This window comes from Corallococcus sp. AB011P, from assembly GCF_003611605.1.
GTDB classification, from domain to species: Bacteria; Myxococcota; Myxococcia; order Myxococcales; family Myxococcaceae; genus Corallococcus; species Corallococcus coralloides.
This window is the reverse complement of the sequence record NZ_RAVX01000026.1, coordinates 1-12,427: the sequence shown is the minus strand read 5'-3', so window position 1 is coordinate 12,427 and position 12,427 is coordinate 1. Positions and strand designations below refer to the sequence as shown.

The following is a 12,427-nucleotide window of genomic DNA, read 5'->3' as shown; positions in this document are numbered from 1 at the left end:
CATGCATCACGCGCTCAGGCGGCTGCTCCGGTACGCGAAGCCGCACGCGGGAACCCTCGTCCTGGCCTTCGTGTGCATGGCGGTGTTGGGGCTCGCGACGGGCGCGTACGCGTACCTGCTGGGCCCGGCGCTGCGCTTCCTGTTGTCGGGAGGCGAAGAGGGCTTCGCGAGCGCGCACCGGGTGCCGTGGCTCGCGAACCTGCCGCGAGAGGCCGCGCTCTGGGGCTTCCCGGTGTTCGTGCTGGCGGTGGGCGCGGTGAAGGGCGTCGGGTACCTGGGCCAGTTCTACTTCATGGGCCTGTTCGCGCAGCGCGTGGTGAAGGACCTGCGGCGCGACCTGTTCCTGCGGCTCACGGCGCTGTCGCCGTCGCAGCTGTCGAAGGAGCGGACGGGAGATCTGCTCAGCCGCTTCTCCTCGGACGTGATGGCGGTGGAGCTGGCCGCCATGTACACGGTGGGCTCGTACCTGCGAGACACCATCCAGGTGCTGGTGCTCGCGGGCGTGGCGCTGGCGATGAGCCCGATGCTCGGAGGGCTGATGCTGGCGGTGATTCCGCTGGCGGCGCTGCCCGCCTCGAAGCTCACGCGCAAGGTGCTGAAGGGAACGCGAGAAGGGCAGTCCCACCTGGGGCAGCTCGCGGGCCAGCTGCATGAAGGGCTCGGAGGCCTGCGCACCATCCAGGCCTTCAACGGCCAGGAGGCGGAGCTGGCGCGCTTCGAGTCCTACGCGAAGGCCCACGAGGAAGCGGTGGTGGGCGCGGCCTGGGCGCGCGGAGGCGTGCCGGGGGTGATGGAGGTGCTCGCCGCGGCGGCGCTCGCGGGAGCGCTGGGGTACGCGGCGGCGACGCGGGCGATGGAGCCGGAGGCGCTCCTGTCGCTGCTCACGGCGGTCATCCTCGTGTACCAGCCGGTGAAGGACCTGGGCCGGGTGACGCAGTTCGCGGTGCAGGCGGGAGCTGCGGGAGAGCGCCTCTTCGCGCTGCTCGACCTGAAGCACCCCGTGGAGGACGCCGCCGCTGCGGTGCCTACGCCCGCGCTGCATGAGTCGCTGCGCATGGAGGACGTGCGCTTCTTCTACGGCGAGCGTCGCGCGCTGGACGGGCTGACCCTGGACCTGAAGGTGGGCCAGGTGGCGGCGCTGGTGGGAGGCAGTGGAGGCGGCAAGAGCACGGTGACGTCGCTGCTGCTGCGCTTCGAGCGTCCCCAGCAGGGGCGCATCCTGCTGGATGGCGTGGACGCGGACACGTACACGGCGGCGAGCGTCCGGAGTCAGTTCGCGCTGGTGACGCAGGAGCCATTGCTCTTCCACGGCACCGTGCTGGAGAACCTGCGGCACGCGAGGCCCGAAGCGACGAAGGAGGAAGTGGAGGCCGCGGCGAGGGTGGCGAACGCGGACACCTTCATCCAGGGCCTGCCACAGGGCTACGACACGCGCATCGGCGAGCGAGGCGTGACCTTGAGCGGAGGCCAGCGCCAGCGCCTGTGCATCGCGAGGGCGGTCCTGTCCAAGGCCCCGGTGCTGGTGCTGGACGAAGCGACCAGCAGCCTGGATCCGGAGAACGAGCGCGAGGTGCAGGCCGCGCTGGCGAAGGTGCTCCCCGGCCGGACAGCGCTGGTCATCGCGCACCGGCTGTCCACGGTGACGAACGCGGACGTCATCCACGTGGTGGAGGCGGGCCGGGTCGTGGAGAGCGGGAGCCACGCGGACCTGCTCCAGAAGGAAGGCCGTTACGCCGCCATGTGGCGCCTGCAGACGTCAGGCCCCATCGAGCGGGGAGCGGCGTGAGCAAGGCCGGCACGGCCAGGCGGCCCCTCTCCCTGGCGATCCGCGCCGTGTTCGGTTTGCTGTTCCTGCTCATGGGCGTCGCGGGCTTCTTCGCCTTCGCGGCGGGCTTCGCGGACTACCCCGTCGTCGAGCCCGCCCCGAACGCGAAGCCGTGGATCCGAGGCGCGTACCACGTGCACACCACTCGCTCGGACGGGAACGGGACGCCCGCGAAGGTCGCCCGGGCGGCGAAGGCCGCGGGCCTCGACTTCGTGGTGCTCACCGACCACAACGACTTCAAGCCGCCCGCCGCGACCTGGGTGGACGGCGTGCTGCTCATCCCCGGGGTGGAAATTTCGACCAACGCGGGCCACCTGACCGCGTTCGGCATGCAACGGCCCATCGAAGGCGTGACGCCCTGGGGGCCCCCGGAACAGGCGGTGGCCGCGGTGGAGGCCGCTGGAGGCACGGCGATCCTCGCGCATCCGGTCCAGACGAAGAACCCCTGGAAGGACGAAGCAACGGCGCACCAGGTCCCAGGCTTCGAGCTGTACTCAGCGGACACCTTCTTCCGGCAGGCGCTGCGAAGCCCGGTGAGCCGGCTCCTGCCGGCGGTGGGCGCCTCCCTGGTGAACCCGGTGCACGGAGTGATGCTGCTCGCGGTCCCGGAGCCACGCCCGACGGAGCGCTTCCTGGAGCTGGCGCGAGAGCGCAAGCGCATCGCCCTGTGTGGCCATGACGCGCACGGGGTGCCCGCGTACGAGGACATCTTCAACGCGCTCGACATGGAGCTCCCGCCGGACGTGCTCAAGGGCCCCCTGTCCCAGAACGCGCGCGAAGCCGCGACCCAGGTCACGCAGGCGCTGGCGAGCGGCCAGGCCCTCTGCGTCTTCCGAGCGCTCGGAGCGCCGGAGGGCTTCACCCTGGAAGGCTTCGACGCGAACACGAGAGAAGCCCCCGCGGGCACGGTGCTGACGGTCCGCCTCCCGGAACACACCCCAGGCACGCTGGAGGTCCGGGTGTGGGGTGACGGCCGCCTGCAACCCGACGGGCAGCACATCGAGCTGACCGGCCCCGGAGCAGTCCAGGTAGAGGTCTGGGCCCACGCGCCCGGACGTTTCTTCGGCCACGAGTGGCGGCCCTGGCTGGTCCCCAGCCCGGTGCGAGTGGTGCCGAGACCGCCGGGCATCTGATAGAGCGCGGGACGTCGCCCATGCGCCTGCTCTACGTCGTCGCCACCTACGTCCTCTTCGCGCTGCTGTTCCCGGTGCTCTGCGTGTACCGGAAGACGCGTCACGGGCTGAAGCAGAGGCTGGGCTTCTACGAGCCAGGCGACCTGCCAAAGGGAGAGGGCCCGCTGCTGTGGTTGCACGGAGCCAGCGCGGGAGACCTGCTGGCCCTGGCGCCCATGTTCGGCCCCCTGCGCCAGCGCTTCCCCGGCTGCCGCATCGTGCTCTCGACGATGACGGACAGCGGCCACGCGATGGCAAGAGACCGCCTGGCGAAGCAGATCGACGGAGTCGTGTATGTGCCCTACGACCTCTGGGGCGCGACACGAAGGGCGGTGCGAGCCCTCCAGCCGGACCTCCTCGTCCTCGAGTACACGGAGGTCTGGCCCAACCTGATCCGCGCCGCGAAGCAGTCTGGAGCGAGCGTGGTGATGACCAACGGGCGCTTCTCCCCCGCGAACGTGGGGAGGTATCGGACGCTCTTCGGCCTCATCGAGAACCCGCTGAAGGACATGGACCTGCTGCTGATGCGGCAGGACGAGGAGTCCGAAAGAGCAAAGGCCCTGGGCGCACCGGCCGAGCGGGTCCTCACCACCGGGAACACCAAGTTCGACGCCCTCGCGGCGGGGCCAGCCCCCGAGGACGAAGCCCTGCGAACCGCCCTCGGCCTGGCTCCAGCGGATCCGGTGTGGCTCGCGGGAAGCACGCACGAGGGCGAGGAAGAAATCCTGTTGCAGGTGTATCAGCGTCTACGGGAACGCTGGCCCACGCTGAGCCTGGTCATCGCGCCGCGCTACCTGAACCGGGCGGAGCGGATTCAGACCCTCGCAAGGGAGCGGAACCTGACCGTGGGCCTGCGCTCGCAGGGCAACCCGGAGCGAGCGCCGGTGGTGGTGATGGACTCGATGGGAGAGCTGTCGCGAGCCTACCGCCTGGCGACGGTGGTGTTCGTGGGAGGCTCGTTCACGAAGCGGGGCGGCCAGAACATCCTGGAGCCAGCGGGGCAGGGCAGGCCGGTGTTGTTCGGCCCGCACATGGACAACTTCCGCGACAGCGTCGCGGTGCTGCAAGGCAACGGAGGCATTCAAGTGGCGGATGGAGAAGCCCTGCACGCCGCGCTGGAGGACCTCCTCGCCCATCCCGAACGTCGGCAGCAACTGGGAGCCCAGGCCGAAGCCACGGTGCGTCGAATCTCCGGAGCCAGTGAGCGCAACGCGGAGGCCATGGCCGCGCTAAGGAGGGCTCCTCGATGACCCTTATCGTCCATCCACACTTCCACAAGCGCTACACGGGAGTGACGCGGCACGTGGAGTCCGTCGTACCAGCGCTGGCCCAGGGCGACGAGACACGGGTCATCGGCTCTGGCCTGACGGAAGCCCTGCCGCGCATCACCTGGGGAGAGCTGATCCGCCGCTCGCACCAGGAGCCCATCGTCTGGCACGCGCACCGGAACAACGAGCTGCTGGCGGGGATGCTCCTGAAGGCGTTGGGAGGAAGGGTCCAACTCGTCTTCACGAGGCACACGTCGGTAGCCCCCACGCGCTTCACCCGCTGGCTCGCCAGGGGCGCGGACGCGCTCGTATCGCTCACGAAGCAGATCTCCGACGTCATCGCGCTCCCGTCCACGGTGATTTCGCACGGCATCGACCTCCAGCGCTTCCACCCACCGGAAGACCGCGACGCTGCCTGGGCCCGGCTCCAGCAGGGGGGCCGCTACGGCATCGGCGTCATCGGACGCATCCGCAAGGAGAAGGGGCAGGGCGACTTCATCGAAGCGCTGAGGCCCCTGTTGCCGCAGCGGCCGGACTGGCAGGCGGTGCTGGTGGGGCTCGCGAAGGGGCCGGACCTGGCCTGGGTGAACGGGCTGCGCCAGGGCATCGAGGACCGGGTGCTGCTCGCGGGAGAGCAGTCCACCATCGAGCCCTGGTACCAGGGCCTGAGCATCCTGGTGCATCCCTCCTACGCGGAGGGCTACTCGCTGGTGCACGTGGAGGCGATGGCCTCCGGCTGCTGCGTGGTGGCCTCGAAGCTGCCGTACCTGGACACGCTCATCGAGCACGGCCGCACGGGCTTCTTCTTCGAACCCGGAGACGTGAAGGGCCTGCGCGACCTGTTGGACGAGCTGACCCGCGAACCGGAGCGGGCCCGGCAGGTCGGCCGCAACGCGCAAGAGGAAGCGCGCAGCCGCTGCGGCGTCGAGCACGAAGCCCGGGCGCTCCGTGACCTCTACCATTCGCTGGTGAAGCGCTGATGCGCATCCTGCACCTGCTCGCGAGTCCCTTCTGGAGCGGCCCGGCGGAGAACGTCGCGCTGCTGGCCCAGGCGCAGCGGGCGCTGGGCCACGAGGTCACGGTGGCGGTGGACCGCAAGCGCCGGGACATCGCCGCCGAGGAGCCCGCCGTTCCCCGCTTCCAGCAACTGGGCCTCCTGGACGAAGGAGGCCTGGTGTTGTCCGTGAAGTCCCCACCCTGGGAGCTCTGGAGCGACCTGCGAGCCCTCCGCCGCAGGACGGTGGACGTGGTCCACGCCCACTTCACCCATGATCATCTCGTGGCGCGCTGGGGAACGCCGAAGGGCGCTGTGCGGATCCGCTCCATCCACGCGCCCCGTTCACTGCGTTCCTCGCTGCCCGAAGCCGCCGCGTACACGGTGCCCGCGAGCCACCTGATGGAGAAGCTCGAAGGTCGGCATCGCCCCGTCCAGGTCCTGCCCGCGCTGGTGGACCCGATGTTCGAGCGCCCCCAGGACCGCAAGACCCTCCGTTGGACCCTGGGCCTCGATGACACGCACCTGGTGGGGATGATCTCCACGTTCCAGCAGAGCCGCCGTCACTCGCTGGGAGTCGAAGCCTTCGCCACGCTCCGCCAGCAACGTCCCGAATCCCGCCTCGTGCTCGTAGGTGATGGGGCGCTGCTTGAAGCGACCCGGAAGCAGGTATCGGAGCGAGGCCTCAACGAACAGGTGGCGTTCGCGGGCTACCAGCAGGGAGCGGACTTCGCGAAGTGGCTGCAGGCCCTGGATGAAGTCTGGATCCTCGGCCTGGGAAACGACTGGAGCGCGAGGGCCGCGGCCCAGGCCAGGGCCTGCGGAGTCCGGGTGGTCGCGGTGAACGAGGGAGCACTCCCGGAGCTGGCGGACGCGAGGGTGGAAGCGCCCACGGTGGAAGCCGTCGTCACCGCCTCGCTGTCCGGAGCAACGGCGGGGACCCGGCACCCGACGAACGAGCACATCGCCCGGGACATCCTGACCCTCTATCAGAAGGCAGCGGAGCCACGGCGATGACGGGCGGACCCACGGCCCTGGAGCGGATCTTCTATCCGCCGGCACCGGAGCCCTGGACCCGTCGTGCCCTCCTGTCACCGCTCACGCTGTTGTCCTGGACCTACAGCGGAGCGGTTCGTCTCCGCGGTGCCCTCTACGACTCGGGATTGAAGCGAGCCGAACAAGTCGAAGGTCTGCGGGTCATCTCCATCGGCAACCTCAACGTCGGAGGCACGGGCAAGACACCGGCGGTCCTCCATCTCGCGGAGTTGCTGATCCGCGAAGGGCGCAAGGTCGGAATCCTGACCCGAGGCTACGGACGCGAGTCCCAGGAGCCACTCACCTTCACGGGAGCGGAGCCCCTGCCCGCGGTGACGGAAGCAGGCGACGAACCCCTGCTGCTCGCACGCAGATGTCCGAGGGCCCGGCTCTTCGTGGGAGCGGACCGCGTCGCGGCTGCATTCCGGGCCAGGGACGACTTCGGCCTGGACACGGTCTTGCTGGACGACGGCTTCCAGCACCGCCGCCTGCACCGTGACGAAGACCTGGTGGTCGTGGACGAGGCCGTGGGCCTGGGCAACGGCCAACTGCTCCCAAGAGGCCCGCTGCGCGAGCCCCCATCGGCCCTGCGCCGCGCCACGCTCCTCTGGCTGAGAGCTGCTTCCGGAGACGCCGCCCCCAACCCATGGCTCGAAGGCGTGACCGCTCCACGGGTCCGGACGCGCTATGGGCCCACGGGCTGGTGGGACCCTTCGGGGACCGAGCACGCGACGAAAGCGCTCGAAGGAAAGCCGGTCCTCGCCCTGGCGGGGCTGGCCCGGCCCGGAGGCTTCCTGAAGACCGTCACCACCCTCGGAGCGGAGGTCCGGGACGCGGCCCTCTTCCCGGATCACCATCGCTTCACGGCGGACGAGCTTCGCCAGGTTGAAGCCCGGGCCCGCCAGCACGGAGCGCTCGTGGTGACGACGGAGAAGGACGCGGTGCGCCTGCCCGTCGGCTTCGAGGCCTGGGTGGTGCGCCTGGGAGTGGAGGTCCTGGAGGGCGAAGCGCATCTCAAGCGGGCGCTCGGGCTGCAGGGAGAGACGCGCGACTTGTGAGGGCTGGACCGCTGTGGGACAACGCGCGCCCATGCCCGCGGCCCCGTCTTCACGTCCGGCAGCTTCGTCCTCGCGCCTGCCACTCGCCTTCGCGCGCCGTCGGGTGTTGCTGGTGGGAGACCTGGTCGCCGACCACTACCTCTACGGACAGACGGACCGGGTGAGCCGCGAGGCCCCCGTGCTCATCGTCCGGTACGAGTCGTCGGAGGTGAATCTCGGCGGCGGAGCCAACGTGGCGGCCAACATCCGCGCGCTGTCGGGGCAGGTGACGGCGGTGGGAGCCCTGGGCGTGGACTCGATGGGCAGCGAGCTGCGCAAGCTCTTCGAAGCCGCGGACATCCGGCTGCACGCGGTCAGCAGCCGGAGCATCCAGACGGAGACGAAGACGCGCATCCTCGCGGGAGGCATCAGCACCACGAGGCAGCAGATGCTCCGCGTCGACAGGGGCCAGCGAGGCCCCCTCCCGCCCCGGATGCGCAAGGCCATCGCCAGGCAGGTGGAGGCCGCGGCGAAGGACGCGGACGCGGTGGTGGTCTCGGACTACGGCGCGGGCGTCGTCAGCGACGAGGTCCGGGCTGTGTTGCGAAAGCTCGCCGCGGACGGCCTCCCGGTCTGCGTGGACAGCCGCTACGCGCTCATGGCCTTCGCCGGCCTCACGGTGTGCAAGCCCAACGAGCCGGAGTTGGAAGCGCTCACGGGCCGTCCGGTGCGCACGAAGGAGGACCTCCTGGAGGCCGGTCACGAAGCGGTCCGCAAGCTGGGCTGCCAGGCCCTGCTGGTGACGCGAGGCCGGCATGGCATGGCCGTCTTCGACGCGAAGGGCGGCGTGGACCTCATCCCCGTGCACGGAGCGAAGTCGGCGGTGGACGTGACGGGAGCGGGCGACACGGTCATCGCGAGCTTCGCCTTGGCACTCGCGGCCGGAGCCTCGTTCGGTGAAGCCGCGAGGCTCGCGAACGTCGCGGGCTCGCTGGTGGTGCAGAAGCCCGGCACGGCGACGGTCTCCCGCGAAGAACTCCTCGAAGCGCTGCGGAGCCCACGATGAACACCCTGGACAAGCTTCGTCCCCTGGCTGCCATCGCGGAGGAACGGGAACGCTGGCGCGAGCAGGGCCGCACGGTGGCCCTGGCCAACGGCGTCTTCGACCTGCTGCACGTCGGTCACGTCCGCTACCTGGAAGGGGCGAAGGCCCTGGCGGACGTGCTGGTGGTGGCGGTGAACTCGGACGCCTCCACCCGGGCCTACAAGGGGCCGGGCCGTCCGCACATCCCGGAAGCGGAGCGCGCGGAGCTGGTCGCGGCGCTGGCCTGCACGGACCGCGTCGTCGTCTTCGACGAGCCGAACGTGCGGACCCTCATCCGCGCCCTCAAGCCCGACGTGCACGTGAAGGGGACGGACTACACGCCGGACTCCATTCCGGAAGGTGACGAGGTCCGGGCCTACGGAGGGAGGACGGCGGTGGCGGGAGACCCGAAGGACCACAGCACCACGGAGCTGGCCCGCAGGCTCGGCCGCGAAGGCGCGAAGTAGCCCATGGTCCTGGACCCGGCGCTGAGGTCCATCCTGGGGTGTCCCCACTGCAAGAGCCCGCTCGAAGAGCACCAGGGCCCCCCGCCCGAAGTCCGCTGCGGCAAGTGCCTCCGAGCCTGGCCCGTGGAGGAAGGCGTCCCCCAGATGGTGTCCGAGCAGGAGCGACCGCTCACCCCGTGAGCGAGGCCCGCTCCGCGACGAAGGACCGGACCTCCGTGGCCACGCGCTGCTCCAATCCCACGCCGGAAGCCCCATCCACGACGGGCGTCAGGTCCACCATCCGGTGGGGCGCCACCGCATGACCCCAGCGCTCCATGTCGATGCGCAGGAAGAACGCGAGCGTGGGCGCGCCCACGGCGACCGACAGGTGCATGGGCCCGGTGTTGTTGCAGATGGTGAGGCCAGCGGTCCGCATGAGAGCACCCAGCTCATCGATGCTCGTCGCCGGAGCAAGCTCCGCCCCCGGAGCGCCGGAGAGCACGGTCCGAGCCAGGGCCTCCTCTCCGGGCCCCCACGTCACGACAGGCGAATAGCCGAGTGAAATGAGCTCCCGCGCCGCCGCCGCGAAGGCCTCGGCCGGGATGCGGCGCTCACCCAGCCGGCCCCCCGGGTTGATGACCGCGCGCCGCGAACCCGTCCCGGAGAACGTCGCCAGATAGCCGCGGAACGCCTCGCCGAGCACCGGCTCCCGGAACGAAAGCCCCTCGGCGACAGCGCCCTTCGTCAGGGGCGTCAGCAGGTGGGTGCGCTGAATGGCTTCGTGCCGCGTATCGGACCGGGCAGGAACGGACACCGACTGCAGCAGCGACACCGGCCAGATGCCAGGCCCAATGACGACCGCCTTGGGCCCCACCATCCGAGCGACGAGCGCGCTCGTCACGGAAGGAGCACTCCAGTTGGCGCAGTCCACCACGCTGTCATAGCCCGCGCGGCGGAGCGCGCGGATGCCAGGCGCCAGGGGCCCCAGCCAAAGCAGGCGCCGGTCGAACGCCAGGACCGCATCCGCGTCAGGGTGTCCCTGGAGGACGCGAGCCACCTTGGCGTGCACCAGCACGTGCACCTCCGGAGGCGGATGGAGATGCGCCTTGAGGGTCCGCATCAGGGGCGTGGTGAGAAGGGCCTCGCCCACGCGGTTGTCGGGCCGGACGAGCAGGACCTTTCGCGGGTGGGGGAGGGGCGCTCCGGGAGAACGGCGACGTCCGGGGCGCCAGAACAGGAGGGAAGCCAGGAGCGTCAGTGCCAGCTTCGCCCACGTTTCAAGCCGCTTGTGCCACGCCATCGGCGGCGGACCCTACCAGAATTGGAACGGACACAAGACGCTGGCTTGACCTTGGGACCGAAAGCCCCTAGCACCCGGCCCGATGCTCAAGAGCATGACCGGATTTGGTTCGGGCCGCGCCCGCGTGGGGGACGAAGAGGTCTCCGTGGAAGCACGCTCGCTCAACCACAAGTTCTGTGAAGTGAAGGTCCGGCTGCCGCGCGAGCTGTCCGCGCTCGAGCCTGCCCTCGTGAAGCAGGTGAAGGACCGCCTCGCGCGAGGCTCGGTGGAGATCCTGGTGCGCCGGCAGGCCGCCACCGTCTCGGGCAACGTCCCCACGGTGGATGTCGCCCTGGCCCGCGAATACGCGCGAGCCTTCCGCGAGGTCGCCGAGGCCATGGGCCAGTCGGTGGACGTCGCCTGGTCGCAGGTGGCCAACCAGCCGGGCGTCATCCGCCTGGAGGAGAAGGGCGTGGACGTGGAGTCCGCCACCCAGGCCACGCAGACCGCGCTCCAGCAGGCGCTCGCGGCCCTGGAGACGATGCGGAACACCGAAGGCGAGTCCATCCACACGGACCTGGACGCCCGGATGAAGCTCATCGAGGGCTGGAGCCAGGAAGTCGCCCGGCTCGCGCCTCGCGCGGTCAGTGACTACCAGCAGCGGCTCACCGAGCGTGTCGCGGAGCTCGCGCGCGGCGTCGCGGTGGATCCGCAGCGCCTGGCGCAGGAAGTGGCCCTGTTCGCCGAGCGCACGGACATCGCGGAAGAGGTGACCCGGCTCGCGACCCACCTCGAGCAGTTCCGGCTCCTGATGGCGAGCCCCGAGCCGGTGGGCCGGCGCATGGACTTCCTCGTGCAGGAGATGCACCGCGAGGTGAACACGACAGGCTCCAAGAGCCAGCACGCGGAGATCTCCGCGCGCGTGGTCTCGATGAAGGCCGAGGTCGAGCGCATCCGCGAACAGGTGCAGAACGTCGAATGAACGAACCCACTGGACTCCAGCCTGGCCTGCTCCTCGTCCTCTCCGCGCCGTCCGGAGCTGGAAAGACCACCCTCGCGCACCGGCTGCTGAAGGAGATGCCGGACGGCATCTTCTCCACCAGCGTCACCACCCGGCGCGCCCGGGGCAAGGAGCAGGAGGGCGTGGACTACCACTTCGTGGGAGTCGCCGCCTTCCAGGAGAAGATCGAGAAGGGCGAGTTCGTGGAGTGGGCCGAGGTCCACGGCCACTTCTACGGCAGCCCCCAGTCCGTGGTGGACGAAGCCCGCACCCGCCGTGGCACCGCCATCTTCGACATCGACGTCCAGGGCGGGCAGGCCATCAAGCGCAAGCACCCTGACGCGGTCCTCATCTTCGTGCTGCCCCCCTCCATGGAGGAGTTGGAGCGGCGGCTCCGGGATCGCCAGACGGACTCGGATGAGACCATCCGTCGCCGGATGCTGGCCGCTCGCTCGGAGATCGAGCGGGGGATCGCGTCCTACGACTACATCGTGGTGAACGACGACATCGAGCGCGCCTATCAGGAGCTCCGCTCGGTGGTGGTCGCGGAGAAGTGCCGGCGGGGAAGGGTGGACCTCTCCAAGCTCAAGTTCGGGAGCTGAAATCCGTCGGGGGAATGGGTGGGACCGCCCCACGGGTTCCCCCTCCACCACGTCGCACCGCGCTGGCAGCCTGCATCAAATATCTTGCGCTGCCCGATCGCCTGATGGATAAGCCGCCCACCTCGCGGCGACACGCAGGCGTCACTCCGGTGGCACCTGAGCGACGCAGAGACGGGGAGAGGCGCAGTCGGCCTCATCGGTGACGGGAAGTTGACATTCTCCGAACCGATTCTTAGATGGTGCCGCAGCAGGGCAGCCGATCAGCGGGCGTTGAAGGTGTCGGAGCGGGTTGCCGCCTCACGGGAGGCGGAGCAGGTCGGGAAGTAGAAGCAGCAGTCGAGCGGTTGACACAAAACGCGGCGGTGGTACAAGCCGCGCCCCTCGCTTCGAAGCCCGCGCACTGGCGCGGAAGGCACTTCGTAGAGAGAGCAGCACCGACAAGGAAATAGGGCAGTCAACGAGCGGGTTGACAGCGAACGCGGCGAAGAGATAGAAGCCGCGCCCCACCGAAGAAGCAGCGGTCCGGAAGGCAACACAACGGACGCAAAGCGGTGAGGAAAGCTGACAGCAAGCGGTTGACAGGGAACGCGGCGCTGAAGTAGAAGCCGCTCCCCTTCGAAAAGAAGCGGCGGAAGTCACTGGACGGCGCCGACGAGATTCGAAGCAGCCCGCAGGACGCAAAAGC

At 69.9% G+C, this 12,427-nt stretch carries 11 protein-coding genes; 10 read left to right on the top strand and 1 reads right to left on the bottom strand.

Annotated features, from left to right (window positions below):
* Position 1: 1 nt before the first annotated feature.
* Genes D7X30_RS36965 through D7X30_RS36930 form a run of 8 tightly spaced genes read left to right on the top strand, consistent with a single transcriptional unit; the run spans position 2 to position 8,882 of the window.
* On the top strand, positions 2-1,786 hold the full coding sequence (locus D7X30_RS36965) for an ABC transporter ATP-binding protein (protein WP_120567687.1): 1,785 nt from the start codon (positions 2-4) through the stop codon (positions 1,784-1,786).
* Positions 1,783-2,958: a PHP domain-containing protein gene (locus tag D7X30_RS36960; protein ID WP_120567686.1), complete on the top strand. Its 1,176-nt coding sequence runs from the start codon at positions 1,783-1,785 to the stop codon at positions 2,956-2,958. Before D7X30_RS36965 ends, D7X30_RS36960 begins: the two co-directional genes overlap by 4 nt.
* A 20-nt stretch (positions 2,959-2,978) precedes the next feature.
* The gene (locus D7X30_RS36955; protein WP_120567685.1) at positions 2,979-4,247 is read left to right on the top strand and encodes a 3-deoxy-D-manno-octulosonic acid transferase; all 1,269 of its coding nucleotides are present in this window, start codon (positions 2,979-2,981) and stop codon (positions 4,245-4,247) included.
* Positions 4,244-5,245 (top strand): glycosyltransferase family 4 protein, encoded by a 1,002-nt coding sequence (locus D7X30_RS36950; RefSeq protein ID WP_120567684.1) that lies wholly within the window; start codon positions 4,244-4,246, stop codon positions 5,243-5,245. Before D7X30_RS36955 ends, D7X30_RS36950 begins: the two co-directional genes overlap by 4 nt.
* A complete protein-coding gene (locus tag D7X30_RS36945) occupies positions 5,245-6,276 on the top strand; it encodes a glycosyltransferase (RefSeq protein WP_120567683.1) in 1,032 nt (343 codons plus the stop codon). The genes D7X30_RS36950 and D7X30_RS36945 overlap by 1 nt, the downstream gene beginning before the upstream one ends.
* Positions 6,273-7,352 (top strand): tetraacyldisaccharide 4'-kinase, encoded by a 1,080-nt coding sequence (gene lpxK, locus D7X30_RS36940; RefSeq protein WP_120567682.1) that lies wholly within the window; start codon positions 6,273-6,275, stop codon positions 7,350-7,352. The genes D7X30_RS36945 and lpxK overlap by 4 nt, the downstream gene beginning before the upstream one ends.
* Positions 7,353-7,383: 31 nt before the next feature.
* Positions 7,384-8,397, top strand: a complete 1,014-nt coding sequence (locus tag D7X30_RS36935) for a bifunctional heptose 7-phosphate kinase/heptose 1-phosphate adenyltransferase (RefSeq protein WP_120567681.1) — start codon at positions 7,384-7,386, stop codon at positions 8,395-8,397.
* Entirely contained in the window at positions 8,394-8,882 is a 489-nt protein-coding gene (locus D7X30_RS36930; protein ID WP_120567680.1) for an adenylyltransferase/cytidyltransferase family protein, read from the top strand. Before D7X30_RS36935 ends, D7X30_RS36930 begins: the two co-directional genes overlap by 4 nt.
* Positions 8,883-9,051: 169 nt before the next feature.
* On the opposite strand, the gene D7X30_RS36925 is transcribed toward D7X30_RS36930, so the two are convergent.
* Positions 9,052-10,161, bottom strand: coding sequence for a glycosyltransferase family 9 protein (locus D7X30_RS36925; RefSeq protein ID WP_120567679.1), 1,110 nt, complete (start codon positions 10,159-10,161; stop codon positions 9,052-9,054).
* Positions 10,162-10,243: 82 nt separating this feature from the next.
* Here D7X30_RS36925 and D7X30_RS36920 point away from each other — a divergent pair, with 82 nt between their 5' ends.
* Both D7X30_RS36920 and gmk read left to right on the top strand, forming a co-directional pair.
* On the top strand, positions 10,244-11,122 hold the full coding sequence (locus D7X30_RS36920; protein ID WP_120567678.1) for a YicC/YloC family endoribonuclease: 879 nt from the start codon (positions 10,244-10,246) through the stop codon (positions 11,120-11,122).
* A complete protein-coding gene (gmk, locus tag D7X30_RS36915; protein ID WP_120567677.1) occupies positions 11,119-11,742 on the top strand; it encodes a guanylate kinase in 624 nt (207 codons plus the stop codon). The genes D7X30_RS36920 and gmk overlap by 4 nt, the downstream gene beginning before the upstream one ends.
* Positions 11,743-12,427: the final 685 nt, after the last annotated feature.

What these genes read in the sequence shown, in the direction of transcription:
- D7X30_RS36965 (WP_120567687.1), top strand. Translation starts at nt 2, where the DNA reads ATGCATCACGCGCTCAGGCGGCTGCTCCGGTACGCGAAGCCGCACGCG.
- D7X30_RS36955 (WP_120567685.1), top strand. Translation starts at nt 2,979, where the DNA reads ATGCGCCTGCTCTACGTCGTCGCCACCTACGTCCTCTTCGCGCTGCTG.
- D7X30_RS36950 (WP_120567684.1), top strand. Translation starts at nt 4,244, where the DNA reads ATGACCCTTATCGTCCATCCACACTTCCACAAGCGCTACACGGGAGTG.
- D7X30_RS36945 (WP_120567683.1), top strand. Translation starts at nt 5,245, where the DNA reads ATGCGCATCCTGCACCTGCTCGCGAGTCCCTTCTGGAGCGGCCCGGCG.
- lpxK (WP_120567682.1), top strand. Translation starts at nt 6,273, where the DNA reads ATGACGGGCGGACCCACGGCCCTGGAGCGGATCTTCTATCCGCCGGCA.
- D7X30_RS36935 (WP_120567681.1), top strand. Translation starts at nt 7,384, where the DNA reads ATGCCCGCGGCCCCGTCTTCACGTCCGGCAGCTTCGTCCTCGCGCCTG.
- D7X30_RS36930 (WP_120567680.1), top strand. Translation starts at nt 8,394, where the DNA reads ATGAACACCCTGGACAAGCTTCGTCCCCTGGCTGCCATCGCGGAGGAA.
- D7X30_RS36925 (WP_120567679.1), bottom strand. Translation starts at nt 10,161, where the DNA reads ATGGCGTGGCACAAGCGGCTTGAAACGTGGGCGAAGCTGGCACTGACG.
- D7X30_RS36920 (WP_120567678.1), top strand. Translation starts at nt 10,244, where the DNA reads ATGCTCAAGAGCATGACCGGATTTGGTTCGGGCCGCGCCCGCGTGGGG.
- gmk (WP_120567677.1), top strand. Translation starts at nt 11,119, where the DNA reads ATGAACGAACCCACTGGACTCCAGCCTGGCCTGCTCCTCGTCCTCTCC.